General features: G+C 73.2%; 25 protein-coding genes and 1 tRNA gene. 19 read left to right on the top strand and 7 right to left on the bottom strand.

Annotated features, from left to right (window positions below):
* From V7Q31_RS02920 to V7Q31_RS02945, 6 genes are read left to right on the top strand one after another with little or no spacing between them, the layout of a single operon-like run.
* Positions 1 to 1,077 (top strand): carbon-phosphorus lyase complex subunit PhnI, encoded by a 1,077-nt coding sequence (locus V7Q31_RS02920; protein ID WP_333832172.1) that lies wholly within the window; start codon positions 1 to 3, stop codon positions 1,075 to 1,077.
* Positions 1,074 to 1,946 (top strand): alpha-D-ribose 1-methylphosphonate 5-phosphate C-P-lyase PhnJ, encoded by an 873-nt coding sequence (locus V7Q31_RS02925; protein ID WP_333832173.1) that lies wholly within the window; start codon positions 1,074 to 1,076, stop codon positions 1,944 to 1,946. Before V7Q31_RS02920 ends, V7Q31_RS02925 begins: the two co-directional genes overlap by 4 nt.
* Complete coding sequence (gene phnK, locus V7Q31_RS02930) at positions 1,943 to 2,767, top strand: phosphonate C-P lyase system protein PhnK (RefSeq protein ID WP_333832174.1); 825 nt, start codon at positions 1,943 to 1,945, stop codon at positions 2,765 to 2,767. The genes V7Q31_RS02925 and phnK overlap by 4 nt, the downstream gene beginning before the upstream one ends.
* Positions 2,768 to 2,776: 9 nt before the next feature.
* A complete protein-coding gene (gene phnL, locus V7Q31_RS02935; RefSeq protein ID WP_333832229.1) occupies positions 2,777 to 3,463 on the top strand; it encodes a phosphonate C-P lyase system protein PhnL in 687 nt (228 codons plus the stop codon).
* Positions 3,460 to 4,068: a phosphonate metabolism protein/1,5-bisphosphokinase (PRPP-forming) PhnN gene (gene phnN / locus V7Q31_RS02940; RefSeq protein WP_333832175.1), complete on the top strand. Its 609-nt coding sequence runs from the start codon at positions 3,460 to 3,462 to the stop codon at positions 4,066 to 4,068. The genes phnL and phnN overlap by 4 nt, the downstream gene beginning before the upstream one ends.
* Positions 4,068 to 5,000 carry a LysM peptidoglycan-binding domain-containing protein gene (locus V7Q31_RS02945; protein WP_333832176.1) on the top strand — a complete coding sequence of 311 codons (933 nt, stop codon included), beginning with the start codon at positions 4,068 to 4,070 and terminating at the stop codon, positions 4,998 to 5,000. The genes phnN and V7Q31_RS02945 overlap by 1 nt, the downstream gene beginning before the upstream one ends.
* Here V7Q31_RS02945 and V7Q31_RS02950 read toward each other — a convergent pair.
* On the bottom strand, positions 4,973 to 5,758 hold the full coding sequence (locus V7Q31_RS02950) for a DUF1045 domain-containing protein (RefSeq protein WP_333832177.1): 786 nt from the start codon (positions 5,756 to 5,758) through the stop codon (positions 4,973 to 4,975). The two genes, V7Q31_RS02945 and V7Q31_RS02950, sit on opposite strands and share 28 nt — an antisense overlap.
* Positions 5,759 to 5,890: 132 nt before the next feature.
* Between V7Q31_RS02950 and V7Q31_RS02955 the strand changes: the two genes are divergently transcribed.
* Positions 5,891 to 7,042, top strand: coding sequence for an alpha-D-ribose 1-methylphosphonate 5-triphosphate diphosphatase (locus tag V7Q31_RS02955; RefSeq protein ID WP_333832178.1), 1,152 nt, complete (start codon positions 5,891 to 5,893; stop codon positions 7,040 to 7,042).
* Here V7Q31_RS02955 and V7Q31_RS02960 read toward each other — a convergent pair.
* Genes V7Q31_RS02960 through V7Q31_RS02970 form a run of 3 tightly spaced genes read right to left on the bottom strand, consistent with a single transcriptional unit; the run spans position 7,030 to position 9,525 of the window.
* A complete protein-coding gene (locus tag V7Q31_RS02960; protein WP_333832179.1) occupies positions 7,030 to 8,139 on the bottom strand; it encodes a hypothetical protein in 1,110 nt (369 codons plus the stop codon). The genes V7Q31_RS02955 and V7Q31_RS02960 overlap by 13 nt on opposite strands.
* A 4-nt stretch (positions 8,140 to 8,143) precedes the next feature.
* Positions 8,144 to 8,854: an ATP12 family chaperone protein gene (locus tag V7Q31_RS02965; RefSeq protein ID WP_333832180.1), complete on the bottom strand. Its 711-nt coding sequence runs from the start codon at positions 8,852 to 8,854 to the stop codon at positions 8,144 to 8,146.
* Positions 8,851 to 9,525: an HAD-IA family hydrolase gene (locus V7Q31_RS02970; protein ID WP_333832181.1), complete on the bottom strand. Its 675-nt coding sequence runs from the start codon at positions 9,523 to 9,525 to the stop codon at positions 8,851 to 8,853. The genes V7Q31_RS02965 and V7Q31_RS02970 overlap by 4 nt, the downstream gene beginning before the upstream one ends.
* Positions 9,526 to 9,684: 159 nt before the next feature.
* On the opposite strand from V7Q31_RS02970, the gene V7Q31_RS02975 reads away from it, so the two are divergent.
* The 3 genes from V7Q31_RS02975 (at position 9,685) to V7Q31_RS02985 (ending at position 14,373) form a co-directional block, all read left to right on the top strand.
* The gene (locus tag V7Q31_RS02975; protein WP_333832182.1) at positions 9,685 to 11,151 is read left to right on the top strand and encodes a YcjX family protein; all 1,467 of its coding nucleotides are present in this window, start codon (positions 9,685 to 9,687) and stop codon (positions 11,149 to 11,151) included.
* A gap of 11 nt (positions 11,152 to 11,162) precedes the next feature.
* Positions 11,163 to 12,185: a YcjF family protein gene (locus V7Q31_RS02980; protein ID WP_333832183.1), complete on the top strand. Its 1,023-nt coding sequence runs from the start codon at positions 11,163 to 11,165 to the stop codon at positions 12,183 to 12,185.
* A 145-nt stretch (positions 12,186 to 12,330) separates the two neighbouring features.
* Positions 12,331 to 14,373, top strand: a complete 2,043-nt coding sequence (locus tag V7Q31_RS02985) for a hybrid sensor histidine kinase/response regulator (protein WP_333832184.1) — start codon at positions 12,331 to 12,333, stop codon at positions 14,371 to 14,373.
* On the opposite strand, the gene V7Q31_RS02990 is transcribed toward V7Q31_RS02985, so the two are convergent.
* Positions 14,345 to 14,956, bottom strand: a complete 612-nt coding sequence (locus V7Q31_RS02990; protein WP_333832185.1) for a flavin reductase family protein — start codon at positions 14,954 to 14,956, stop codon at positions 14,345 to 14,347. The two genes, V7Q31_RS02985 and V7Q31_RS02990, sit on opposite strands and share 29 nt — an antisense overlap.
* A 79-nt stretch (positions 14,957 to 15,035) precedes the next feature.
* Here V7Q31_RS02990 and V7Q31_RS02995 point away from each other — a divergent pair, with 79 nt between their 5' ends.
* Positions 15,036 to 15,542: a GNAT family N-acetyltransferase gene (locus V7Q31_RS02995; RefSeq protein WP_333832186.1), complete on the top strand. Its 507-nt coding sequence runs from the start codon at positions 15,036 to 15,038 to the stop codon at positions 15,540 to 15,542.
* 10 nt (positions 15,543 to 15,552) lie between these two features.
* Here V7Q31_RS02995 and V7Q31_RS03000 read toward each other — a convergent pair whose 3' ends face one another.
* Complete coding sequence (locus V7Q31_RS03000; protein ID WP_333832187.1) at positions 15,553 to 16,593, bottom strand: ABC transporter ATP-binding protein; 1,041 nt, start codon at positions 16,591 to 16,593, stop codon at positions 15,553 to 15,555.
* A gap of 324 nt (positions 16,594 to 16,917) precedes the next feature.
* Here V7Q31_RS03000 and V7Q31_RS03005 point away from each other — a divergent pair, with 324 nt between their 5' ends.
* The 8 genes from V7Q31_RS03005 to V7Q31_RS03040 all read left to right on the top strand — a co-directional run bounded on the left by V7Q31_RS03005 (position 16,918) and on the right by V7Q31_RS03040 (position 22,875).
* The gene (locus V7Q31_RS03005) at positions 16,918 to 17,229 is read left to right on the top strand and encodes an ETC complex I subunit (RefSeq protein WP_333832188.1); all 312 of its coding nucleotides are present in this window, start codon (positions 16,918 to 16,920) and stop codon (positions 17,227 to 17,229) included.
* 27 nt (positions 17,230 to 17,256) lie between these two features.
* A tRNA-Arg gene (locus V7Q31_RS03010) sits at positions 17,257 to 17,333 on the top strand.
* Between the two features lie 24 nt (positions 17,334 to 17,357).
* Positions 17,358 to 18,524: a D-alanyl-D-alanine carboxypeptidase family protein gene (locus V7Q31_RS03015; RefSeq protein WP_333832189.1), complete on the top strand. Its 1,167-nt coding sequence runs from the start codon at positions 17,358 to 17,360 to the stop codon at positions 18,522 to 18,524.
* Positions 18,521 to 19,162: a dTMP kinase gene (gene tmk, locus V7Q31_RS03020; protein ID WP_333832190.1), complete on the top strand. Its 642-nt coding sequence runs from the start codon at positions 18,521 to 18,523 to the stop codon at positions 19,160 to 19,162. The genes V7Q31_RS03015 and tmk overlap by 4 nt, the downstream gene beginning before the upstream one ends.
* Positions 19,159 to 20,328, top strand: coding sequence for a DNA polymerase III subunit delta' (locus V7Q31_RS03025; RefSeq protein ID WP_333832191.1), 1,170 nt, complete (start codon positions 19,159 to 19,161; stop codon positions 20,326 to 20,328). The genes tmk and V7Q31_RS03025 overlap by 4 nt, the downstream gene beginning before the upstream one ends.
* An 18-nt stretch (positions 20,329 to 20,346) precedes the next feature.
* On the top strand, positions 20,347 to 21,138 hold the full coding sequence (locus tag V7Q31_RS03030; protein ID WP_333832192.1) for a TatD family hydrolase: 792 nt from the start codon (positions 20,347 to 20,349) through the stop codon (positions 21,136 to 21,138).
* Positions 21,138 to 21,938 (top strand): MBL fold metallo-hydrolase, encoded by an 801-nt coding sequence (locus V7Q31_RS03035; protein ID WP_333832193.1) that lies wholly within the window; start codon positions 21,138 to 21,140, stop codon positions 21,936 to 21,938. The genes V7Q31_RS03030 and V7Q31_RS03035 overlap by 1 nt, the downstream gene beginning before the upstream one ends.
* 1 nt (position 21,939) lies before the next feature.
* Positions 21,940 to 22,875, top strand: coding sequence for an AEC family transporter (locus V7Q31_RS03040; RefSeq protein ID WP_333832194.1), 936 nt, complete (start codon positions 21,940 to 21,942; stop codon positions 22,873 to 22,875).
* 19 nt (positions 22,876 to 22,894) lie between these two features.
* Here the strand turns inward: V7Q31_RS03040 and V7Q31_RS03045 are convergent, their stop codons facing one another.
* Positions 22,895 to 26,320: an indolepyruvate ferredoxin oxidoreductase family protein gene (locus V7Q31_RS03045; RefSeq protein ID WP_333832195.1), complete on the bottom strand. Its 3,426-nt coding sequence runs from the start codon at positions 26,318 to 26,320 to the stop codon at positions 22,895 to 22,897.
* Positions 26,321 to 26,436 lie beyond the last annotated feature (116 nt).

The raw sequence follows: 26,436 nt of genomic DNA on the forward strand, positions 1-26,436 counted from the left end.
ATGTACGTCGCGGTCAAGGGCGGCGAAGCGGCGATCGACGCCGCCCACGCCCAGCTCGCCGAAGCCCGGCGCGGCGACCCCGCCGTCGCCGAGCTGTCGGTCGCCCAGATCCGCGAGCAGCTGGCGCTGGCGGTGGCGCGGGTGATGGCCGAGGGCTCGCTGCTCGACCCCGATCTGGCGGCGCTCGCGCTCAAGCAGGCGCGGGGCGACGCGGTGGAGGCCGCCTTCCTGCTGCGCGCCTATCGCGCGACCCTGCCCCGCTTCGGCGCGGCGCATCCGCTCGACACCGGGGCGATGCAGGTCAAGCGGCGCATCTCGGCGACGTTCAAGGACGCTCCGGGGGGCCAGATCCTCGGGCCGACTTTCGACTACACGCACCGGCTGCTCGATTTCACGCTGGCGGCGGAGCGCGAAGCGACCGAGGCGCCCCAGTTCGCCGCGCCGGACGGCCCGCCGCCGGCCCCGCCGCCCCACATCCTCGGGCTGCTCGACGCCGAGGGGCTGATCGAGCGGGCGGAGGACGACGGCGCCGTCCCGCCTGACCTGACGCGCGAGCCGCTCGCCTTCCCCGCCTGCCGCGCGCTCCGGTTGCAGGCGCTCGCGCGCGGCGACGAGGGGTTCCTTCTCGGCCTCGCCTACTCCTCCCAGCGCGGGTTCGGGCGCACGCACCCGTTCGTCGGCGAGCTGCGCGTCGGCCATGTCCGCGTCGCGCTCGACATTCCCGAACTCGGCTTCGCCGTGGAGATCGGCGAGATCGAAGTCACCGAGTGCGAGACGGTCAACCAGTTCGCGGGCGACGGCGAGACGCCGCCGCAGTTCACGCGCGGCTACGGGCTCGTCTTCGGCCATTGCGAGCGCAAGGCGCTGGCGATGGCGCTGGTCGACCGCGCGATGCGCTTCGCGGAATTCGGCGAGGAAGGCGGCGCGCCCGCGCAGGACGAGGAATTCGTCCTCAGCCATTGCGACGCGATCCAGTCGAGCGGATTTCTCGAACACATCAAGCTGCCCCACTACGTGGACTTCCAGTCGGAATTGCAGCTGATCCGGGCGCTGCGCGCGCGGAAGGCCGCCGAATGAACGCCGCCGACAACTCCACCGGCGTCGAGGGCTACAATTTCGCCTATCTCGACGAGGGCGCGAAACGGATGATCCGGCGCGCGCTGCTCAAGGCGGTGGCGATCCCCGGCTATCAGGCGCCCTTCGCAAGCCGCGAGATGCCGATGCCCTATGGCTGGGGCACCGGCGGCGTGCAGGTGACCGCCGCGTGCCTGACGCCCGACGACACGCTGAAGGTGATCGACCAGGGCGCCGACGACACCACGAACGCCGTCTCGATCCGAAAGTTCTTCCAGCGAGTCGCGGGCGTCGCCGTCACCGAGCGCACCGAAGAGGCGACGCTGATCCAGACGCGCCACCGCATCCCCGAGACGCCGCTGCGCGAAGGCCAGATCCTCGTCTATCAGGTGCCGATCCCCGAGCCGCTGCGCTTTCTTGAGCCGCGCGAGACCGAGACGCGCAAGATGCACGCGCTGTCGGAGTACGGCGCGATGCATGTGAAGCTCTACGAGGACATCGCGCGCCATGGCCGCATCGCGACAAGCTACGACTATCCGGTGCTGGTGGAGGGGCGCTACGTGACCGACCCCTCGCCGATCCCGAAATTCGACAACCCCAAGATGTCGGACAGCCCGGCGCTCCAACTGTTCGGGGCGGGGCGCGAGCAGCGGGTTTACGCGATCCCGCCGCACACGAAAGTGGTCAGCCTCGATTTCGAGGACCACCCGTTCGAGCGCGGGGGAACGGGGGAGACCTGCGCGCTGTGCGGGACGGCTGAGTCCTATCTCGACGAGATCGTGATCGACGACGCCGGCGGGCGGATGTTCGCCTGCTCCGACACCGACTGGTGCGCCAAGCGCCGCGCGGAAGCCGGGGAGGCGGCGCGATGAGCGCGCGCGCCGAACGAACGGTCGCGCTGCGCCCGGCCACCGAGGAGGTCCCGGAGCCGCTGCTCGACGTGCGCGGCCTCACCCGGCGCTACGGCGCGCGGATCGGCTGCGCGGACGTGTCCTTCACGCTCGACGCGGGCGAAGTGCTGGGCGTCGTCGGCGAGTCGGGGTCGGGGAAAACGACGCTCCTCTCCTGCCTGTCCGGCCAGCTTCCGCCGAGCGCCGGCTGCGTGCGCTACAACGCGCCCGGCGAAGGCTGGATCGCGCTCGAGGCGCTCAGCGAGGCGCGGCGGCGGCTGCTCATGCGCACCGACTGGGCCTTCGTGCGGCAGAACCCGCGCGACGGGTTGCGCATGGGGGTGAGCGCGGGCGGCAACATCGGCGAGCGGCTGATGGCCACGGGCTGGCGGCATTACGGGCGCATCCGGGGCGCCGCGCTCGACTGGCTGGAGCGGGTGGAGATCGCCGGCGACAGGATCGACGACAAGCCCACCCAGTTCTCGGGGGGCATGCAGCAGCGGTTGCAGATCGCGCGCAGCCTCGCCACCTCGCCGCGGCTGGTGTTCATGGACGAACCCACGGGCGGGCTCGACGTGTCGGTGCAGGCGCGGCTGCTCGACCTGATCCGCGAACTGGTGGGGGAGTTCGGGCTGTCGGCGATCGTGGTGACGCATGATCTGGCGGTGGCGCGGCTGCTCGCGCACCGGCTGATGGTGATGAAGGACGGCCGCACGGTCGAGACGGGGCTGACCGACCAGGTGCTCGACGACCCCCAGCATCCCTACACCCAGCTGCTCGTCAGCTCGATCCTGCAGGTCTGAGCCATGGAGATGATCGCGGTCGAGAACGTCGCCAAATCCTTCACGCTGCACACGCAGGGCGGCGCGCGGATCGCCGCGCTGGACGGCGTGTCGCTCAGCGTGCGGGGGGGCGAATGCGTGGCGCTGACAGGCGAGTCCGGCGCGGGCAAGTCCACGCTGATGCGGATGATCTACGGCAATTACCTCGCCGAGCGCGGCGCGATCCGCGTGCGCGAGGGCGCCGATTGGGTCGACGTCGCATCTGCGGCGCCGCGCGACATCCTGCGGCTGCGGCGCGGCGCGCTCGGCTACGTCTCGCAGTTCCTGCGGGTGATCCCGCGCGTGCCGGCGCGCGACGTCGTGGCCGAGCCCTTGCGCGCGCTGGGCGTGGATCGCGAGGCGGCGCGGGCGCGGGCCGAGGAGTTGCTCGAGCGGCTGCGCATCCGGCGCGCGCTGTGGGATCTGTCGCCCACCACCTTCTCGGGCGGGGAACAGCAGCGTGTGAACATCGCGCGCGGCTTCGCCCATCCCTACCCCGCGCTGCTGCTCGACGAGCCGACCGCTTCGCTGGATGCGGCAAACCGCGCGACGGTGCTGGCGCTGATCGCCGAGGCGAAGGCGCGGGGCGCGGCGATCCTCGGGATCTTCCACGACGCCGAGGCGCGCGCGCAGGTCGCAGACCGCCTGTTCGAACTCGCGCCGGTTCGGGCGGCGTGACGGACCGTCTCCGTGCGCGCGGCGTCCTGCACCTCGTCGTCGGACCGTCCGGGGTCGGCAAGGATGCGCTGATCGACCGCGCGCGGGTCGCCCGTCCCGACATCCTGTTCCCCCGCCGCTGGATCACGCGCAGCGCCGACGCCGGCGGCGAGGCGCATGTCGCAGTCGCGCCGGAGGCGTTCGAGGCGATGGCGGCGGCGGGCGATTTCGCGCTGCACTGGCGGGCGCACGGGCTGGCCTACGGGGTCCCGCGCGCGATGGCCGACGCGCTCGGGGCGGGGCGGCATGTCGTGCTCAACGCCTCGCGCGCCGCGGTGGCGCAGGCGCGGGCGCAGTTCCAGCCGGTGCGGGTGCTGCTCGTCGCCGCGCCGCCCGAGGCGCTGGCCCGCCGCATCGCCGCGCGCGGACGCGAGACGGAAGCCGAGGCGCGCGCCCGGCTCGACCGCGCGCCGCCCCCTCCGACCGGGCCGGATGTTCGGACGATCGACAATGGCGGCGCGCTGGACGACGCCGCGGCGGCCTTTCTCGCGGCGTTGGCGCCGCCCGTTGATCCCGAGCCGGAGGCCGGGCAATCTCGCTCCCGGCTGATGGAGGAGCGAAGCTGATGCGCGGATGGCTCGGAGCGGCGCTCGCCGCATGCGCGGCGGGTCTCGCCCCGTCGGGCGCGGCGGCGCAGGAAGTCGCCTGCGGCGTTCCGCATGTGATCGCGCCGGGAGAGACGCTGCACCGCATCGCCGTCCGCGCCTATGGAGCGGACGGGAACTTCCGCACGCTGTTCACGGCGAACCGCGCGCGGCTGGGCTGGCGAGACCCCTCCCAGATCGAGATCGGCCAGGTGATCGCCATCCCCTGCCCCGAGGGCGCGCCGCAACCTCCGCTCGCGCTTCTCGCCGCTCCGCGCGCGACAGGTGGCGCAGATCCCGACCTCGCCGCCGAAATCGCCATCGCCGCGCTGGCGGAGACGCGGCGCGGGGAGGACTCCGTCGCGCTGACCGTTCTGGGACCGCGAGAGGCGCATCTCGGCGGCCTGCTCGGCCCCGATCTGCACCGCCTCAGCCTGCCCTGGCCGCGCCCGGACTGCGCGGCGGCGGCGACCGATCACGCCGATCCGCAGACCGCCCGCCTGTGTTCGGAGTTCCTCTGGTCGCGCCCGCTCCGCGCGCGGTTCGACGTGGCGGTCGCGCGGGAGGGCGACGCGCCCGGACCCGAAGCGCCCACTTGCCGGGCCGAGGACAGGGAGCAGGCGCGCGCCTGTCTCGACGCCCTGCGCACGGGCGCAGCCGAACTCGCGGCGATGGAGGCGGCGCTGCTCGACGCGCTCGCCGCCGAGCCGGGCGCGCTCGACGGGCTCGCCGAACTGCCCGGACTCACCCGAGAGACCATGCTTCACGCCATCGCGCCGATCGCCTCGCCGACCGCCGCAGCCGACATCGCCCGCCTCGACGCAGGGCTCGCGGCGCTGGAGGCGTCGGGCGCGGCGCTGGCGCTGCGCCTCTCGGCGCTCGCCGCTCAGGGCTCGGAGACGACGACGCCCTGAAGCGGGAACCGGCGCAGCAGACGGAAAGTCGCGCCGTCGCCCGGATCGCCGAACACGCAGATCTCCTCGATGTGGAAATCGGCCTCCAGCCCGGGGGCGAACAGGTCCTGAAGGATCGGCGCGGCCACTGCGGCTTCGGTCGAGGCGAGCGGGCCGGTCAGGGTGATGTGGAAGCGGAACCGGTCCAGCACCCACGGATAGCCCCAGTTGCGCAAATGCGCCTCCTCGACCATGTCGAGCCCCGCGCGGCGGCGGCGGTGCGTCTCGGCGCCGGTCAGCGGCGCGCGCAGCAGGTCGAGTTCGGTCACGCAGGCGTCGGCCAGCGCGCGCAGCGCCGGCGGGTCGACGGGCTGTCGCGCCGGATCGGGCGCCTTTTCGCCGCCCTCGCCCTCCGCCTCGGGATCGGGCGGCCCGAGCGGGCGCAGGCTGAGAAATCCGAGACCGAAATCGACCCGCAGCCCCGGCGCGCGCACCGGCGGCGTGCGTTCGGCCAGCGCCGCCACGGCCTCGCAGAGCGTGTCGGGGTCGATCCCATCGGCGAGACGGAAGGGCGGCTTGAGCGTCGCGTGCAGCCCGTAGCGGCGCGCCTCGCGGGTGAGGCGCGCGCGCGGCGCGGGCAGGCCGGGAGGCTCGGGCGCGGCGACCCCGTCTCCGGTCTCGGGATCGGCGCCGAGCCATTCCGCTCCGATCCGCGCCAGCGCGGAGCCCTGAGGCGGCGCATAGAACACGGCGTAGCGGGCGTAGGCGGTCGTGCGCATCGCATCCCTCGGGCGAGTCGGCGGCTCTGCTGCGCTTCTATCCCTCTGAGCGTGACCGATATATGAAATTGACGCCGGCGCCGCGCTCGACTACCGCCCGACGCGGCCCGCCGCCGCCGCAGGAGCCCCGCAATGCCCTCCCCTTCCGCCGAACTGACGCTGGCCAACGCGCGAGTCGTCGCCCCAGACCGGGTCTTCGTCGGCGCGGTTCTGGTGCGCGACGGCATGATCGCCGACATCTCCGAAGGGGCGCGCGCGCCGGCCGGCGCGGTCGATTGCGAAGGCGACCACCTTCTTCCCGGCCTCGTCGAGCTGCACACCGACAATCTGGAGCGCCATCTGCACCCCCGCCCAGGCGTGGACTGGCCGCGCCGCGCCGCCGTCGCCGCTCATGACGCCGAATTCGCCGCCGGCGGCGCGACGACCGTGCTCGACGCGCTGCGTCTCGGCTCGACGACCGGCGAGGACCTCGCCGCGCTGGCGCTCGAAGCGCTCGAGGCGATCGGCCAGCTGCGCGCGCTCGACCTGCTGCGCGCCGACCATTTCGTTCATCTGCGCTGCGAACTGACCGCGCCCGAACTCGTCGCCGAGTTCGACGCCCTGCATGGCGAGGACCGGCTGCGGCTGATCTCGATCATGGACCATACGCCCGGCCAGCGGCAATTCGCGAGCCTCGACCAGTACGTCCTCTATTACCGCGACAAGAAGGGCTTCACCGACGCGCAGCTCGACGCCCACATCGCCGAGGCCAAGGCGTTGCAGGAGGCCCATGGCGCGCCGAACCTCGCCGCGATGGTCGCGCGGATGCGCGGCGCGCGCTTCGCCATCGCGAGCCATGACGACGCGACCGAAGCCCATGTCGCCGAAAGTGCGGCGCTCGGCGCGGGCATCGCCGAATTTCCCACGACCCTCGAAGCCGCGCGCGCCTCGCGGGCGGCGGGGATGCGCATCCTGATGGGCGCGCCCAACGTGCTGCGCGGCAAATCGCATTCGGGCAACGTCTCGGCGCTGGAGCTGGCCCGCGACGGGCTGGTGGACATCCTGTCCTCGGACTACGCCCCCGCCTCGCTGCTGCTCGCCGCCTTCAAGCTCGCCGAGGAGGTCGAGGGCTGGACTCTGCCGCGCGCCGTCGCCTGCGTCACCCGCAACCCGGCCGAAGCCGTGGGCCTCGACGACCGCGGGGCCATCGAGATCGGGCGGCGCGCCGACCTCGCGCGCGTCTATCACGTCGAGCGGCTCTGCGTGACGCGGGGGCTTTGGCGGGCGGGGCGTCAGGTGCTCTGAGGGCTCGGCGCCGCGACGGGCGCGATCAGGCGGGTCAGCGTCTCGGGATTGCGGAAATACTGCTCGTGGGTCGAGGCGTTCCAGCCGGCCCACCAGCCCTGAGGCGAGCGGACCACCAGCGAGGACGCCTCGCCGAAGGCTTCGCGGTGGCCCGGCGTGAACCCCGCAACCCAGTCGTTGCGCGCGATCACGTCAGTCCAGCCTGCGAGCGGGGGATCGGCGGCGAGCAGCTTGGCGCGCTCGGCGTCCATCTCGGGCTCCTGCGCGCAGAACACCCGCATCGGCGCGCCCCAGCTGTGGAAGTGGGTGCGCGCGCGGTCGGCCCCCCAATCGGCCAGCGCGTCGATGGCGATGGCCGCGCCCATGCTGTGACCGACGACGAAGACTTCGTCGTAACACTCTGGCGAAGCGTAGATCTGGGCGAGCAGCCGCTCGACGCGGCTTTTCGCGCGCGCGCGCACGCCGGCGGCGGCGTCGCCTTCGCGCGCGTCGGTGAGATAGCTCTTCGAGAACTCGGCCAACGCCGCGATCCGGTCGGCCTGAAGCCCCGCCAGAAGCCCCGGCAGGACGGTCCACCAGGGCTGCGCCTGCACCCATCCCACCGCGCCCGAGAGCGCGTCGGCGCCGACGAGCCCCGACAGCCAGCCCGGCGCGAGCGAGGGGTCCGACGCCAGCGCCTTGGCCGCGAGCAGGGCCAGCGAGGCGTACCACGCCAGCAGCAGCGCACCCGAAGCCGCCAGCGCCGCGCCCAGATAATTGGGCCGCAGCAGGCCCTTGGCGACGCCACCGAAGAACCAGTAGGCCAGCAGCGCGAAACCGCGCGTGACCTTGCGAACAGGGTCTGCGGGCAGTTCGGCGGGGATCAGATCGCCCCAGAACGCCTCGTGGACGTCGATGCGGATGGCGGGCGCGTCGGGCCGACGCTCGGTCGCGGTCAACCGGCGCGCCGAAAAGCCGTTGAGCTCGACCGGGTCGGGTTCGAAATCCCGCGCGAAGCCGTCGGCGTGGAACTCGAAGGCGGCGCAGAGCTGGTCGCGAACCGCCCCCTGCTCGCGCTTGCCGTAGCCCGGAACGACGACGACCGCGCGGCGGATCATGGCGCTACCGTGCCTCGCGCAGCAGCGCCGCGAGCCGCGCCGCGTCGAGGAACGCCGCGCGCCGGCGTTCGGCGGCGGCTTCGGCCTCGGCGTCCGCGCCCCATTGCGCGATCTGCCAGATCTCGTCGACCCGGCTCGCCTCCCAGGCTTCGGCTGCGTCCATCGCCCCCTCCGCCGCCGCCAGCCCCAGCACGAGCGACCCCGAAAGGCTCGTCAGTTCGGCCAGCGCCGTCAAGGCGAAAGCGTCGCAGGCCGCCACCGCCGCGCGCAGCCGCGCGAGGCTCTCGGGCGGCTGGGCGACAGGGGCGATCCCTTGCGCGCAGATCAGCGGCGCGCCGTGGCGGGCGCGCGCCCAGGCGAGCGGCGGGTCCCACGCCGCCGCCTCGCGCGCGACGAGTTCGGCGGGCGCGGCGGCGCGGTAACAAAGAAGATCGCTCGCCCCGTAAGCCGCGACGTCCTCGACCACCTGCGCCTGCGCCGGGGCGACTCGGTCAAGCGCGGTGTTGAGCGCGCGGGTCAACGGCATGGTCTGCGGCGCGAGCGTCTCGCCCTGCGCCGCCCATTCCGAGGCGACGCCCTCGGCCAGCGCGCGCAGAGGCGCCGCCAGCGGCCTGCCGGCGGGGGTGCGGACGGGCCGGCCGTCGAGCAGCACCGCCCAGCCCTCGGGAGCCTCGACGGCGGCGGCCTCGGTCCAGAAGCGTTTGCGCGCGGTCATTCCAGCGCCTCCAGCGCCGCGTCGAGCGCGTCGAAATGGTCGATCACGATCTCGGCGCCGGCCGCCAGCAGCGCGTCCGGCGCGTGATAGCCCCAGGCCACCCCGATCGCGCGCGCGCCGGCGTTGCGCGCCATCGCGACGTCGTAGATCGTGTCGCCGATCACAACCGCGTCGCAGGCCTGCGCGCCAGTCGCCCGCAGAGCGTTCAGCACCATGCCGGGATGGGGCTTCGATGGCGCGTCGTCGGAGGTCTGCAGCGTCAGGAAAAAGCCCCGCAGATCATGCGCATCGAGCAAATGGTCGAGCCCGCGCCGGGCCTTGCCGGTCGCCACGCCCAGAAGCCGCTCGGTCCGGGACAGCCGGGCGAGCGCGGCGCGCGCCCCGGGATAGAGGGGCATCGCCGCCTCGCCGCCGGTCTCGGCGCGAATTCGGATGAAGGCGCGCTTGTAACAGGCTGCGATCTCGACCGTTTCGACATCGGATAGGCCGGGGTCGAGCGCCGCGGCGGCCTCGACCAGCGACAGGCCGATGATGGCGCGGATCGCGCCGTCGGGCGGAGCGGGCCGTCCGAGATCGGCGAAGGCGGCCCGCATCGCGGCGAGGATGAATCGCTGGCTGTCGATCAGGGTGCCGTCCACGTCGAACAGCGCGAGGCGCAGGCGCGAAGACATCGGCGGGCTCCGTGGCGGCGGGGGCGGGCTTGGCCGGGTTCTAGCGCCCCGCGCCCGGCGCTGGAAGCCCGCGCCGGCGCATTCGCAGGGCGAGCGCCTCTCCCAAAGCGGCGGCGCGCAGTCTATATCGGCCGGGCGCCCCCAGTCGGAACTCCGCCCATGCTCGGCCGCCTGATCGACGACTTGTTGCTGCGTCCCGTCGAGGAGGCGCGCGACGCGGCGTCCGAAGCTTTTCTGGAGCCGACGCTGCGGCTCGGCGTCACCGGGCTCAGCCGGGCGGGCAAGACGGTCTTCATCACCTCGCTGGTCGCCAATCTGCTGGCGCGGGGGCGGATGCAACGGCTGCGCGCGCAGGCCGACGGGCGGATCGCCGCCGTGGCGCTGCGCCCTCAGCCCGACCGCGGCGTGCCCCGCTTCGAGTTCGAACGCCACATGGCCGATCTCGCCGGCGAGCCGCCGCGCTGGCCGGCCTCGACGCGCTCGGTCTCGCAATTGCGGCTGTCGGTGCGCTACCGCTCCGAGAGCTGGCTCGCCGGGCTGGCCGGCGCGTTTTCGGGTCCGCAGACCCTGCATCTCGACATCGTCGACTATCCCGGCGAATGGCTGCTCGACCTGCCGCTGATGGGAATGCGCTACGCCGAGTGGTCGGCGAAGGCCCTCGCCGCCGCCGAGACGCCGCTGCGCGCGGGCTTCGCGGAGCGCTGGCGCGCGGCGCTGGCGGAGGCCGACCCGACGGCGCCTTACGACGAGGCGCGCGCCCAGGCGCTGGCGGAGGGGTGGCGGGTTCATCTGGCCGCCTGCAAGGACGCCGGCCTGTCCGGGCTGACGCCGGGCCGCTTCCTCGCGCCGGGCGATCTGGAGGGGTCGCCGGCGCTGACCTTCGCGCCATTGCCGGACGGCCCCGGAGACAGGCGCTCGCTGCGCGCGGAATTCGCCCGCCGCTACGACGCCTATCGCGCGCAGGTGATCGCGCCGTTCTTCCGCGACCATTTCGCGCGGATCGAGCGGCAGATCGTGCTGGTCGACCTGCTGAGCGCGCTCGACGCGGGTCCCGGCGCCGTCGGCGACCTGCGGGCGGCGATGGGCGAGATCCTCGGCTGCTTCCGCCCGGGCGCCAATTCCTGGCTCAGCGCGTTGCTGGGCCGCCGGGTCGACCGCATCCTGTTCGCCGCGACCAAGGCCGACCACGTCCACCACTCCCAGCATCCGCGGATGACCGCGATCCTGCAGGCCCTGCTGCGCGAGAGCGTCGAGAGGGCGCAGTTCCGCGGCGCGCAGGTCGAGGCGCTGGCGGTCGCGGGGCTGCGCGCGACGGTGGAACAGGAGATCGCGCGCGATGGCGAGACGCTCGCCTGCGTCCGCGGCAAGCTCAAGGCGACCGGACGCGAGGCGGCGCTCTACCCCGGCGAAATTCCCGACGATCCGCAGGCGGTGCTCGCCTCGGCGCGCGAGGGGCTGGCGCACGAACCCGGCTGGCTCGGCGGCGCCTTCGACGTGATGGATTTCGCGCCCCCCAAAGGCGCAGGCGGCGCGTCGGCGGCGCCGGGCCGGCGCGACGCCGACGGGCCGCCGCACATCCGGCTCGACCGGGCGCTCGACTTCCTGATCGGCGACCGGCTGGCCTGAGGAGCCCCGCGATGACCCGCACCCCCCGCCGACCCGTCGTGTTCGACGCCGACGATCCCGCCCTCGGCGCCCCCGCCCCCGACCCCGGCGACGCGCCCGAGATCGGCCCGGAGATCGGCGCGGAAGGGCGGGACGCGCTTGCTGGCGAACCGGCGGGGCTGCGCGCGGCGCGGCTCGCGGCCCGCCCCTCGTCAGCGCTCGCGCGCTGGTTCTGGAGCGCGGCGCTGGCGCTGGTCGGGCTCGCGACTTCGGTCGCGCTGTACGATTTCGTCGCCGGGCTGATCGCGCGCAATGCGATCCTCGGCTGGGTGGCGCTGGGGCTGACGGCGGCGCTCGCCGCCGCGCTGGTCGTCTTCGCACTGCGGGAGGCGGCGGCGGTGGCGCGGCTCGGGCGCGTCGACGCGCTGCGCGCGCAGGCGGCGCGGGCGCGCGAGAGCGGCGACGCGCGCGCCGCGCAAGCGACGCTGAAAGGGCTGCGCCGGCTCTATGCGGGGCGGCGCGACATGGACTGGGCGCTCGCCGACCTCGCCCGCGCCGCCGACCAGCCGCCCGAGGCCGAGGCGCTGCTCGACGCAGCCGAACGCGCGCTGATGCGCGATCTCGACGCGCGCGCGGCGGCGGCGGCGGGGCGGGCGGCGCGGACGGTGGCGGCGGCGACGGCGCTGATCCCTCTGGCGCTGGTCGACGTCCTCGCCGCGCTGACCGCCAATCTGCGCATGATCCGCGAGATCGCAGAAATCTACGGTGGGCGGGCGGGATGGTTGGGCTCGTGGAAGCTGCTCAAGGCCGTGGCGGCGCATCTTGTGGCGACGGGCGCGGTGGCCGTCGGCGACGACCTGATAGGGCCGGCGATCGGCGGCGGCGTTCTCGCCCGGCTGTCGCGCCGCTTCGGCGAAGGGCTGATCAACGGCGCACTGACCGCGCGCGTCGGGGCCGCCGCCATCGCCGTCTGCCGCCCGCTGCCCTTCGCCGCGCTGCCCCGCCCGACGGGTCGCGGTCTGGCCGCGGCGGCGCTGAAGGGCCTGATGCGCTGAGCCCGGAGAACGGCCGCCCGCGCGCTTGAGTCCCACAGACGCGTCGAGGGTTTTCGTTTACTATCTTCCCCGTAAGGTTGAGCCGCCGCGCGCGGCGATCCGAGCGGTCGCAGCGGGGGCGGGACACCGACCGGATGATCGCTCCATGCCGCGCGACCTCGAAGTGGATTTCCAGGCTCTGCTGCTGAGCGTCTTCGAGACGCTGGGCGCGGCGACCGGCGACGCCTTTTTCGAAACGCTCGCGCGCTGCGCCGCCGAAGGCGTCGGGGCGGATATCGCGCTGATCGGCGCGCTCGAGCCGGGCGGCCGCGCGGTGCGGAGCCTCGCAGTGCTCGAGGACGGCGCCGCGCAGCCGCAAATCGTCTACCACCTGCGCGGCACGCCCTGCGAGAACGTGGTCGAAACCGGCGCCTGCGTCATCGAGGACGACCTTCAGGCGCGTTTTCCCCACGACGCGACGCTGAGGGAGCTCGGGATCGTCGCCTATGCCGGCGCGCCGGTGCGCGATCACGAGGGCCGCGCGGTCGGGCTGATCGCGCTCATGGCGCGCCGCCGCTTCGCCAACGCCGAGATGCTGCCGCCGCTCCTGCGCGCCGTCGCCCGTCGGATCGGCGCCGAGATCGAGCACGCCGAGACCGAACGCCGCCTGCGCGCCGCAGAAGAACGCGCGCAGCTGATGGAGCAGCGGCTGCGCGACGGGATCGAGGCGATGCCGGCGGGTTTCGCGCTGTTCGACGCAGAGGACCGTCTGGTGCTGTGCAACACCGCCTATCGCCGGGACACCGGCCTGCTCGGCGGCGCGCCGGTCGAGGACGGCGCGCGCTTCGAGGACATCCTGCGCCGCAACGTCGCCTCGGGCCGGATGATCGACCCCCTCGCCCTTTCCGACCCCGACGCCTATCTCGCCGACCGCCTCGCCCGCCACGCGGCGCCCGACGGCTCGCCCATCGAACAGGCGATGGAGGGGGCGCGCTGGGCCGAGGTCGTCGAGCGGCGCACCGCCGACGGCGGAGTGGTGATCGTGCGCAGCGACGTCACCGCGCGCAAGCGCAGCGAACTGCGCCTGCTCGACGCCATTGCGAGCATCCCGTTCGGCTTCATCATGTGCGATCCCGACGACCGGCTCCTGCTGGTCAACCGCCGCTATCGCGAACTGTACCCCGAGTTCGGCGACGCGCTGACGCCGGGAACGCCCTTCGCCGATCTCTGCGAAATCTGCGCGCGGGAGATCGACGCGAGCGTCGACGGGCGGGCCCGCGCCCGCTGGATCGCCGAGCGCATGGCCCGCCACCGCGCGCCGGGGGCGCCGAGCCAGCACCAGACGCGCGGGGGGCGCAGCCTGCTGGTCTCCGAAAGCCGCACCTCCGAAGGCGGCTATATCGGCGTGCACGCCGACATCACGCCGCTCGTGCTGATGCACCACGAATTGCGCGCCGCCAGCGAGAGCGCGGCGGCCGCGCTGGCGGTGAAAAGCCGCTTCCTCGCCACGATGAGCCACGAGCTGCGCACCCCGCTCAACGCGATCCTCGGCTTCTCGGAGCTGATGGCGCACGAGGTGAAGGGGCCTCTGCCGGAGGCCTATCGCGAGTACGTCTCGATCATCCGCAGTTCGGGCGAGTTCCTGCTGTCGCTGATCACCGACATTCTCGACCTCTCGCGCATCGAAGCCGGCAAGATGCAGATCGAGCGCGCGCCGCTGGCGCTGGGGCCGCTGGCGACGGAATCGGTCGCGATGCTGTCGGAGATGGCGCGGCGCAAGCGTCTGGTGCTGCGGGCCGAGATCGAGGAGGACCTGCCGCTGATCCTAGCCGACCGCCGCCGCATCCTGCAGATCCTGCACAACCTGCTGTCCAACGCGGTGAAGTTCACCGAGCGCGGCGCCGTCGTCGCCTCGGCGCGCCGGGCCGGCGACGCCGTCGCCTTGTCCGTGCGCGACAGCGGGCGCGGCATGACCCCCGAGGAGATCGAGGAGGCGCTCGTCCCCTTCCAGCAGGCGCGCAGCCTCAGCGGGGCGGAGAAGCTTCAGGGAACCGGGCTCGGCCTGTCGATCGTCAAGGCGCTGGTCGAACTGCACGAGGGCGCGCTGGAGATCCGCAGCGCGCCGGGGGCGGGGACTACGGTCGAAATCCGCCTCCCGGCGGCGCCGGGCGCGGTCGGGCTCAGTTCTCGCCCGGCCTCGGCAGAGTGAACGTCTCGCGCACCACCGCGTAGTCGCGATAGCCGAGGCGGGCGAGCGGCTGGAACGCCGTCACGTCGAACCGGCCGTCGCGCAGGCAGTCGGGGCGCAGATGCACGCCGACGACTTCGCCGAACACCGCGAAATTCGCCGCGCCCTCCAGCCTGAGAATTTGCGTCGCCCGGCATTCGAGGCTCGCCGGCGCCTCCGCCACGCGGGCGCAGCCGATGGTCTGGCAGGGCGCGCGCGCGACGCCGGCATGGGCGAACTCGTCGGCCTCGCGCGGGAGCGCCGCGGAACTCGCGTTCATCGCATGGCGCATCGCGAAGGCGACGATGTTGACGCAGAAGACGCCGGTCTCGCGGATATTGGCGACGCTGTCCTTGGTGTCGCCGCGGTCGGGCTTGGCCGAGGTCGAAGCGAACATCACCTGCGGCGGCGCATAGGCGACGGCGTTGAAGAAGGAATAGGGCGCGAGATTGTCGCGGCCCGCCGCATCGCGCGTTGCGATCCAGCCGATCGGGCGCGGCGCGACGATCGCCCCGAACGGGTCGTGCGGCAGGCTCGGGGGCCGCGCGCCGGGGGTGTAGAACATGGCGCGCCTCGCCTGCTTGCCTGCGTGGAGGCGTCATGCTAGCCGCCCGCGCAGGCGGGGAAAAGGGCGGGAGGCGCCGATGTTCCGGCTGCTTCCCGAACGCCCCGGCGATCTCGACGAGGTCGAGGCGCTCTACGATCTGTGCTTCGCGCCGGGGCGGCGGGCGCTGTCGTCCTACCGGCTGCGCGAGGGCGCGCCGCCTATCCCGGGGCTGTGCCGCGTCGCGCGCGACGAGTTCGACGCGCTGGCGGGCGCGATCCGCTTCTGGCCGGTGCGCATCGGGGAAAGCGGCGCGCCGGCGCTGCTGCTCGGCCCCGTGGCCGTGCATCCGACGCGGCAGGGCGAAGGCCTCGGCGGGGCGCTGATCGCCGACGGGCTCGAACGCGCCGCCGAGGCTGGCTGGACGCGGGCGTTGCTGGTCGGCGACGAACCCTATTACCGCCGCTTCGGCTTCACCCGCGCCCAAGCCGAGGCGCTGGCGTTTCCGCCGCCGACCAATCCCGACCGGCTGCTCGCCCGCGCGCTGGCCCCCGACGCGTTCGACGACGTCGCCGGCTTGGTGCGACGCTGGGACGACGACGCCTGAATCGCGCCTCTCACCCCGGCAGCGCCCAGCCGCCCGTCAGCCGCAACCGCACTGTCTCCCCGACGTTCAGCCGCGCGCGCGCGGCGATCGGCAGCGGCTCGACCAGCCCGTCGAGCGCTGCCTCGCCCTCCCAGATCCCGCCGCGATACCGCGCCGAGACCAGCCGCCCCGGCGCGCCTTCGGGGTCGAGGACGACGTCCTCGGGCCGCAGGACGATCCGGGCGGCGCCCGCCGGCGCGTCCGGCCCGCACGCCACCACGGCCTCGAGCGGACCGATCCGCGCCGCCGCACGCCCGCCATGGGCGGACTCCAGCGCGCCGCGGGCCAGCGCCGCGCGCCCGATGAAGCGCGCGACATGCTCGGTCGCGGGGCGCGCATAGACCTCCTCGGGCGGGGCGACCTGCTCGAACCGCCCCGCGCGCATCACCGCGACCCGATCGGCCAGCGCCATCGCCTCGCGCTGATCGTGCGTGATGTAGAGCGTGGTGAGATCGGCGCGGCGGTGGAAGGCGCGCAGCTCCTCCTCCATCGCCGCGCGCAGATGCGGGTCGAGATTGGCGAGCGGCTCGTCCATCAGCACCGTCCGCGCACGGCTGGCGAGGCAGCGCGCGAGCGCCACCCGCTGGCGCTGGCCGCCCGAAAGCTCCGCTGGTCGGCGCGCTCCGAGCGCCTCGAGACCCACGGAGCGCAGATGCGCGTCGGCCTCGCGCGCAGCCTCGGCGCGGCGCGCCCCGGCGGTTTCGGCGGGAAAGGCCACGTTCTCGCGCACGCTCATATGCGGCCAGAGCGCGTAGGACTGGAACACCACGCCGACGGTGCGGTCCTCGGGCGCGACATGCAGGCCCGGCCCGGCGACGGGGCGGCCGTCGAGCGCGATCTCGCCATTGTCGAGCGTCTCGAGCCCCGCGATCAGCCGCAGCAGCGTGGACTTCCCGCAGCCCGACGGCCCGAGCGCGACGAAGAAGGCCCCGCGCGGGATCGCCACGCTGACCCCGTCGAGCGCCGCGACCCCATCGAAGCGCTTGACCGCGCAGGTGATTTCGACCGACATCGACGCCCTCCGCGGCGCGCGGCGCATCGTCCCGAAACGGGACCGCCTGCGGCGCGCGCGGCCCGTTCTGGCGCAGCGCGACGCCCGCCTCAAGCCGAAACCTCCCCAGAAATGGCGAGTTGTCGGAACTCCTTCATACAGCTTAATTTACCAGCAGAGCCCAGCTCCAGTCGCCGGCCGGGGAGACGCAGCGCTTCACCTCACCCCTCGCCCAGCTTTCCCCGGCCGGCGACGTCCCTCCGCTCCAAAGCCGCAGAGGCCGCGCGCCGGCTTGAATTCCCGGCCGCTTTGCCGCCATATCCGCTTGGGTTTCAGGAGGTGCGGATGCTCGCCAAGATTTACCGACCCGCCAAGAGCGCGATGACCTCCGGGCAGGCGAACGCCCGCGACTGGGTCCTCGAATTCACGCCGCAGCAGGCGCGCAGGATCGACCCGCTGATGGGCTGGACCAGCTCCTCCGACATGGCCTCGCAGGTGAAGCTGCGCTTCGCCTCGCGCGAGGAGGCGGTCGACTACGCCCGTCGCCACGGCCTCGCCTGGCAGGTGCTGGAGCCGAAGCCGCGCAAGCCGGTGATCCGCCCGCGCGGCTATGGCGGCAACTTCGCCACCGAGCGCCGGCAAGCCTGGACGCACTGACCGCCGCGCGCGAAACCCTTGCGAAAAGGCCCCGTAGCTCAACCGGATAGAGCAGCGGACTTCTAATCCGCAGGTTGCAGGTTCGAGTCCTGCCGGGGTCGCCAAGACCAGCACAGGAGAGACGCGCCATGCGCCAGATAGCCCGACGCATCGCAGCCCTCGCCGCCGCGGCGGCTCTCGCGGCAAGCCTCGCCGCACCGGGCGCGCAGGCCCTCGACACGCCCGCGCGCGCCGCCATCGTCGTCGACCTGACCTCCGGCGCGGTGCTGCTGGAGAAGAACGCCGACGAGCCGTTGCCCCCCGCCTCGATGTCCAAGCTGATGACGCTGAACATGGTGTTCGAGGCGCTCGAAGAAGGCCGCCTGACGCTCGAGGACCGCTTCCCGGTCAGCGAGAAGGCCTGGAAGATGGGCGGCAGCAAGATGTTCGTGCGCGTCGGCGACCGCATCCGCGTCGCCGACCTGCTAATGGGCGTCACCGTGCAGTCGGGCAACGACGCCTGCGTCGTGCTCGCCGAAGGCCTCGCCGGCACCGAAGAAGCCTTCGCCGAGCAGATGAACCGGCGCGCCGCCGAGATCGGACTGACCGACTCGCATTTCCTGAACGCGACCGGCTGGCCCGACGAGGGCCATCTGATGAGCGTGCGCGACCTCGCCCGCCTCGCCGAGCGCATCGTGACCAAGTTCCCCGAGCACTACCGCCATTTCTCGATCCGAGAGTTCACCTGGGAGGACATCACCCAGCGCAACCGGAACCCGCTGCTCGATCTGGGCCTCGGGGTTGACGGCATGAAGACCGGCCATACCGAGGCCGCCGGCTACGGGCTGACCGCCTCGGCCGAGCGCGACGGGCGGAGGATCGTGATGGTGGTCGCCGGGCTCGACAGCGTGGGGCAGCGCAAGACCGAAGCCGAGAAGATCGTCGGCTGGGCGTTCCGGGAATTCCGCACCGGCGTGCTTTACGCCGCCGGCCAGCCGATCGTCGACGCGCAGGTCTGGGTCGGCGACGCGCCGAGCGTGGGGCTGGCGCCGGTCTCCGACGTCGTCGTCACGACGCCTTTCGCGCAGTCGGACGCCGTGTCGGCGCGGATCGTCTATGACGGCCCCGTCCCCGCGCCGATCGCCGCCGGCGACGTGATCGCGCAGCTGATCGTGGAGGCGCCCGAGATGCCTCCGGTCGCCTACCCGCTCGCGGCGACGGCGGATGTCGGCCCGGGCGGCTTGCTCGCGCGGGTCGAGGCGGCGGCGCGCCTGCTGCTGCGGGCGAGCGCGTCGCCGGACGGCGCGGCGGAGTGAGCGGGACGTTCGTCACTTTCGAAGGCGTCGACGGCGCGGGCAAGACCACGCAGCTGCGCAAGCTCGCGGCGCGCCTGCGCAAGCGCGGCCTCGACGTGGTCGAGACGCGCGAGCCGGGCGGCGCGCCAGGCGCCGAGGAGATCCGGCGGCTGCTGGTCGAAGGCGCGCCGGGGCGCTGGTCGGCGGAGACCGAGACGCTGCTCTTCACCGCGGCGCGGCGCGATCACATGGAGCGCACGGTGGCCCCGGCGCTCGCGCGCGGAGCGGTCGTGCTCTGCGACCGCTTCGCCGACAGCACGCGCGCCTATCAGGCCGCGGGGCGCGGCGCTTCGCGCGCGCTGGTGGATGCGCTGCATGAGCTCGTCATCGGGCGCGAGCCCGACCTCGCCCTGATCCTCGACGTCGACCCCGAAGCGGCGCTGGCGCGCGGGACGGCGCGCGAGGCGGCGAAAGGCGGCGGCGAGACGCGTTTCGAGGCGTTCGGCCTCGACTTCCAGCGACGTCTTCGCGACGCCTTCCGCGCCATCGCCGCCGCGGAACCGCAGCGCTGCGCGCTGATCGACGCCTCGGGCGCCGAGACCGCGGTCGCCGCCCGGATCGACGCCGCCCTCGCCCGCCTTCCGGCGCTCGCGCCATGAGCCGTCGCGCCGCCGCCGAGGCTCACGATCATTCGGAGATCCCCGAACCCGACCGCGTCCCCGGCGCGCCGCATCCTCGCCAGACCCTGCGCCTGTTCGGGCAGGAGCGCGCCGAGCGCGGCTTTCTCGACGCCTGGGGCGCGGGGCGGCTGCATCATGGCTGGCTGCTGCGCGGGCCGCAGGGAGTCGGCAAGGCGACGCTGGCCTATCGCATCGCGCGCGCGCTCATCGCCCACGACCCCGGCGCGCCGCCGCCGAATGGTCTAGACATGCCGACCGACCACCCGGTCGTCCGCCGGATCGCCGCCGGCGCCGAGCCACGTCTGCGCGCGGTCGTCCGCCCGCTGCGGCGCAAGCCCGGCTCGCGCGCCTTTGTCGAACCGCTCCAGCGCGCCGCCGAGATCACCGTGGGCGAGATCCGCGAACTCGGCGAGTTCCTGCACCTCTCCGCCGCCGATGGCGGCTGGCGCGCCGTGGTGGTGGACGCCGCCGACGAGCTGAACGTCGCCGCCGCCAACGCGCTGCTGAAGCTGCTGGAGGAGCCGCCGGCGCGCTGCGTCCTGCTGCTGGTCGCCCATGCTCCGGGGCGACTGCCGCCGACCATCCGATCGCGCTGCCGGACGCTCGACCTGCATCCCCTGCCGCCCGACGCCTTCGCCGCGGCGCTGGCGCAGGCGGGGGCCGCGACCGCCGCGTCGGAGGCGCTCGCCGAGCTGTCGCGCGGCGCGCCGGGCGACGCGTTGGCGATGGCGGCGGAGGACGGCCCGGCGCTCTACGCCGAACTCGCCGCGCTGGCCTCCGGCGCGCCGGGGCTCGACCGCCGCCGGCTGCGCGCGCTCGCCGCCTCCTGCGCGGGGCGCGAGGCGGCGGGGCGCTATTCGCTCGCCGTGCGGTTCAGCGTGCTGCTGCTGCAAAGGCTCGCCCGCGCCGGCGCCGGCGCGCCGCTGACCGAAGCCGCGCCGCGCGAGGCCGAGATCGCCCGCGCCCTGTCGTCCGACCCCGCGCGCGCGCGCCTCTGGGCCGAACTGGCCGCGCAGATCGAGGCGTCGGCGGCGCAGGCCCGCGCGGTCAATCTTGACCCCGAACAGACGATCCTCGATATCTGGCTGCGCGTCGACGCGGCGGCGGGGCGGGCCGCCAGAGCCCCCGCGTCGTCCTCTCCCTGAACCGCGGAGATCAGGCCCATGCCGCCGCCCGAGCTGGTGGACAGCCATTGCCATCTCGACTTTCCCGCCTTCGCGGGCGAACTCGACGCCGTGGTCGCGCGCGCCCGCGCGGCCGGCGTGCGCCGCATGGTGACCATCGCCACAACCCTGCCCGCCGCACCCGGCGTCGCCGCCATCGCCGAGGCGCATGAGGGCATTTTCTTCGCCGCCGGCGTCCATCCGATGCACGCGGCGGACCATCCGCCCCTCGCGCTCGACGACCTGCTGGCGCTCGCGGCGCATCCGAAGATGGTCGGGATCGGCGAGACCGGCCTCGATTTTCACTACACCGCCGAAAGCGCCGCCGCGCAGGAGGCGTCGCTGCGGCTGCATGTCGAGGCGGCGCGCCGCACTGGCCTGCCGCTCATCGTCCACGCCCGCGCCGCCGACGCCGAGATCGCGCGCATCCTGTCCGAAGAGCATGCGGCGGGCGCGTTCGGCGGCGTGATGCACTGCTTCAGCTCCGGGCGGGAACTCGCTGAGACGGCTGTTGGACTCGGTTTCTACCTGTCGATGTCGGGGATCGCCGCCTTCCCGAAATCGCAGGCATTGCGCGAGATTTTCGCCGCCGCGCCGCTCGACCGGATCCTCGTCGAGACCGACGCGCCCTATCTCGCGCCGCCGCCCCATCGCGGCAAGCGCTGCGAGCCGGCGCACACGGCGCTGACGGCCGCCGTCGGCGCGCAGCTCTTCGGTCTCGGCGCGCCCGAATTCGCCGCTGCGACCACCGCCAATTTCGACCGGCTCTTCGCCAAGGCCGCAGCTGCGTGATGGCCGAGCTGCGGTTCACCATTCTGGGCTGCGGCTCCTCGGGCGGCGTGCCGCGGCTCGGCGGGCGCTGGGGCGCCTGCGACCCGGCCAATCCGCTGAACCGCCGCCGCCGCTGTTCGCTTCTGGTCGAGCGGATCGACGGCGCGCAGGCGACGCAGGTCCTGATCGACACGGGCCCCGACATGCGCGCGCAACTGCTCGACGCGGGCGTGGAGACGCTCGACGGCGTGCTCTTCACGCATGACCATGCCGACCATGTCCACGGCATCGACGATCTGCGGCAAGTCTTCTTCAACCGTCGCGCCCGCCTGCCCGTCTGGGCCTCGCCCGCCACGGCGCAGACCCTGCGCCGGCGCTTCGACTATCTGTTCGACCAGCCCGAGGACAGCCTCTACCCGCCGATCCTCGATCTGAGCCTGATCGACGGGCCGGTGAGGGTGCAGGGCGCCGGCGGGGCGATCGAGGCCCGCCCTTTCGCCGTGCCGCACGGGCCCGGCATGGAGGCGCTGGGCTTTCGCATCGGCCCGGTCGTCTATCTGCCTGACGTCTCGGCGATGAGCCCCGAGGCATGGGAGGCGGTGCGCGGCGTGGAGTGCTGGATCGTCGACGCGCTGCGCTACGAGCCGCATCTGACGCACTCCCACCTGTCCCAGACGCTCGACTGGATCGCCCGCGCCGCCCCGCGCCGGGCGATCATCACGAACATGCACATCGACCTGGACCATGCCCGCGTGCAAGCCGAGACGCCGGCCCATGTCGCGCCCGCCCATGACGGGATGCGGCTGAGCTTCCCGCTCTGAGATGCTCGGGATCCTGACCACCGTCCTGCCGGTCTTCCTGCTGGTCGGCGCGGGATGGCTGGCGGCGCGGTTCGGGGGCTTTCCGGCGAGCGCCGTCGCCGGGCTGATGAGCTTCGCCGTGCGCTTCGCCGTGCCGGTGCTGCTGTTCGGCGCGATGGCGCGGCTCGATCTGGCGCAAGCCTTCGACCGCGACCTGCTGGCGAGCTTCTACGCCGGCTCGCTGAGCGCTTTCGTCCTCGGCATCGCGCTCGCGCGCACGGCCTTCGGGCGGCGACCGGGCGAGGCGGTGGCGCTCGGCTTCTGCGCGATGTTCTCGAACACGCTGCTGCTCGGCGTGCCGATCCTCAGCCGGGCCGAGGGCGGCGCCGACGCCTTGCCGGCGGCCTTCGCGATCATCGCGCTGCATGCGCCGGTCGGCTATCTCGTCGGCATCGTCACCATGGAGCTCTCGCGCCGCGACGGCGCCGGCGCGCTCCAGACTGCGCAGCGCGCCGGCAAGGCGATCTTCTCAAACGCGCTGACGCTGGGGATCGCGTCGGGCCTCGCGCTGAACCTCAGCGGGATCGCGCCGCCCGAATTCTTCATGGCCGCGGTGGACATGCTCGGGGCGGCCGCGCTGCCGGCGGCGCTGTTCGGGCTCGGCGGGGCGCTGACCGGCTACCGGCTCAAGGAGGGGCTCGCCGAGGCGGCGACGATGGCCGGCCTGTCGATCCTGCTGCATCCGGCGATCGCCTGGCTGCTCGGCGCCGTCGTCTTCGACCTCCCCGAGGCGCATCTGCGCGCAGCCGTGGTGCTGGCGGCGATGCCGACGGGCATGAACGGCTACGTCTTCGCGGCGATGTACAACCGCGCGCAGGGCGCTGCGGCGAGCACGGTGCTGCTCGGCACCGCCGCCTCGGTGCTGAGCGCGACCTTCTGGCTCTGGCTGCTCGGCTGAGCGATGCCTGTCGCCCCGGCTATTCCGCCGCCTGCAGGGTCGGCGCGCCGCCCTCGGAGAACGCCGCCCACAGCGCCGCCCGCCGCTGCGAAACCCGCTCCACCGCCGCCGCCTTGACATGCCCGAAGCCGCGCAGCTGCTGCGGGAGCTCTGCGATCCCGACGGCGAGGGCGTGCGTCTCGGGGCGCATTTCGCGGTTCAGCCGGTCGATCTCGGCGAGGAACTCGCCGATCATCCGCCGCTCCATGCGCCGCTCCGCCGTCCAGCCGAACGGATCGAGCGGCGTTCCCCGCAGAACCTTGCCGTAGCGCAGGACCTTGAAGACCGCGCCCATCCACGGCCCGAAGCGCAGCTTGCGGGGCCGCCCGTCCGGGCCTTTCGGCGCGATCAGCGGCGGGGCGAGGTGATAGTCGATCCGCCGCACGCCCTCGAATTGCGCCGCCACCGCCGGCTCAAGCGTCTCGGCGTGCAGCCGCGCCACCTCGTATTCGTCCTTGTAGGCCATCAGCTTGAACAGGCTGCGGGCGACCGCCTCGGCGTATCCGCCCCCCCGAGGCGCGATCCGCGCCTCCGCGTCGCGCGCCGCCTCGACGGCGCGCGCGAAGCGCATCGCCCAGCGCCGGCTCTGGTAGCGGGTGAGAAGCGCCGACCTGAGGGCGACCATCTCGTCGAAGGTCCGCGCCGGCTGCGCCTCGGGCGCGGTCGCCGACGCCTTGGGGTCGAGGAGCGCCCAGCGCCCGATCTCGAAGGCGCGCAGATTGGCCTCCACCTGCGCGCCGTTGATCTCGATGGCGCGCCTCAGCGCTTCGCGCGACAGGGGGACGAGACCGGCCTGCCACGCCGCGCCCAGCAGCAGCACATTGGCGAATTGCGTGTCGCCCAGATGCGCCTGCGCGAGCGCAGTGGCGTCGAGCCAGCGCGCCTCAGCCGCCCGCGCCTCGACCGCCTTGCGCAGCCGCGACGCAGGCAGTCTGAAATCGGGGTCGCGCGTGAAGGCGCCGGTGACGATCTCGCGGCTGCTCGCCACGGCCCGGGCGCGCCCCGGCGCCATGCAGGCCAGCGTCTCCGCGCCGCCCGTCACCACCAGATCGCCGCCGATCACCGCATCCGCCTCGCCGGCGGCGACGCGGATCGCGCTGAGATCGGAAGGCTTCTCCGCGATGCGGACATGGATGCGCACCGCGCCGCCCTTCTGCGCCAGCCCCGCCATCTGCATCTCACCCGCGCCCTTGCCCTCCAGATGCGCCGCCATCGAGATCAGCGCGCCCAGCGTCACGACGCCCGTTCCGCCGACGCCTGTGATCACAATGTTCCACGAGCCCCGGATTGCGGGGAGCCTCGCCTCGGGCAGGTCTGGTGGGGAAACGTCGCCGCCGGCCCGCCGGCGCAGCTTGGCGCCATGCAGGGTGACGAAACTCGGGCAGAAGCCCGCGACGCAGGAGAAATCCTTGTTGCAGGCGGACTGGTCGATCTCGCGCTTGCGCCCGAATTCCGTCTCGAGCGGCAGGATCGCGACGCAGTTGGACTGCACGCCGCAATCGCCGCAGCCTTCGCAGACGGCGGGGTTGATGAACAGCCGCCGGTCCGGATCTGGGAAGGCGCCGCGCTTGCGGCGGCGGCGCTTCTCGGCGGCGCAGGTCTGGACATAGACCAGCGCTGAGACGCCCGGATGCGCGGCCAGTTCGCGCTGCACGGCGTCGAGGGCGTCGCGGGTCTCGGCGCGCACGCCCTTCGGCAGACGTGCGCGGTCGAAATCCTCCTTGTCGTCGTAGAGCGCCACGACCTTCTCCACCCCCATCGCGCGCAGTTCGGCGCAGATGCGGTAGGGGTCGAGCCCGCCTTCGGTCTTTTGCCCGCCGGTCATCGCGACGGCGTCGTTGAACAGAACCTTGAAGGTGATCGGCGCGTTCGCCGCCAGCGCCGCGCGGATCGCCAGGACGCCGCTGTGATTGTAGGTGCCGTCGCCGAGATTCTGGAAGACATGCGGTCGGGTGGAGAAATGCCGCTCGCCGATCCAGTTGGCGCCCTCCGCTCCCATATGGGTGAAGCCTTCGGTGTCGCGGTCCATCCACTGCACCATGTAGTGGCAGCCGATGCCGGCATATGCGCGCGCGCCTTCGGGGATGCGGGTGGAGGTGTTGTGCGGACAGCCGGCGCAGAACCACGGCTTGCGCTCGGCGAGGTCCGGTGCGGCCCCGGCCTCGGCGAGGGCGCGCAACTCGGCGAGGCGGGCGCGCAGGGCGGGTGTCGCCCGCCCCTCGCCCTCCAGCACCCGCCCGAGCGACAACGCGACGCCGACGGGGTCGAGCGCCATCTTGGCGGAGAACAGCACCGCCCCCGCCTCGTCCTTCCAGCCGACGACGCGGGGGCGGGCGGGCAGGTTGTAGAGCGCCTCCTTGAGCTGGGTCTCGATCAGCGCGCGCTTTTCCTCGACGACGACGACGAGGTCGAGTCCTTCGGCCCACTGCCGCAGCGCGACCGTCTCCAGCGGCCAGACCATGCCGACTTTCCAGACCGTTATCCCGATTTCTTCGAGTGCGGGCTCGTCGAGCCCGAGCAAGTCGAGCGCATGACTCACGTCGAGCCAGCTCTTGCCGGCGGCGGCGATCCCGATGCGGGCGCCGGGCGCCCCATGGGTGCGACGGTCGAGCCCGTTTGCGCGCGCGAAGGCCTGCGCCGCGAAGCGCTTGACATCGTGCATCCGCGCTTCCTGCGCCTGAGGCGTATCGCCGAGGCGGATCGAGACGCCCTCGGGCGGCGGCGCCCAGTCGGTCGGGAGCGCGACGGTCACGCGGTGCGGGTCGCCGTCGACGACTTCCACCACCTCCACGGTGTCCTTGACGCATTTGAGGCCGACCCAGAGCCCGGAGAACCGGCTGAGCGCCCAGCCGAGGATCGCGAAGTCCAGCACGTCCTGCACGCCTGCGGGGCTCAGCACCGGGATCATCGCGTCCATCATCGCGAGATCGGACTGGTGGCAGGTGGTGGAGCTCTCGCAGGTGTGGTCGTCGCCCATCACGGCGAGCACGCCGCCGAGCGGGGCGGTTCCGGCGAGATTGGCGTGGCGCAAGGCGTCGCCCGAGCGGTCGACCCCCGGACCCTTGCCGTACCAGAGCGCGAACACGCCCTCGACGCGCCCCTCGCCGCGCAGATGCGCCTGCTGCGTCCCCCAGCAGGCGGTCGCCGCTAGGTCCTCGTTGAGCCCGCCCTCGAAGACGATCCCCGCCGCCGCGAGCTGCGCGCGCGCGCCCATCATGGTCTGATCGACCGCCCCGAGCGGCGAGCCGCGATATCCCGTGGCGTAGCCGGCGGTGGACAGGCCGGCGGCCCGGTCGCGGGCCGCCTGCGTCAGCATGGCGCGCGTCAGCGCCTGCACGCCGGAGAGCAGCACCGGCGACTTCGCGAGATCGAAGCGGTCGCGCAGCGACACGTCCCGCAGATCCATGTCCAACCCTCCCGATTGCGGCTTCGCCGTCTTGTCCTTTTTAAGGTAAGCTTAACTGACCTAATCCGCAAGCTCCGTTGCACCACGCCTCGGCGGAGCTATCTCGAAGACAGTTC

The sequence above is a fragment of the Rubrimonas sp. genome, from assembly GCF_036788415.1.
Taxonomy (GTDB): domain Bacteria; phylum Pseudomonadota; class Alphaproteobacteria; order Rhodobacterales; family Rhodobacteraceae; genus Rubrimonas.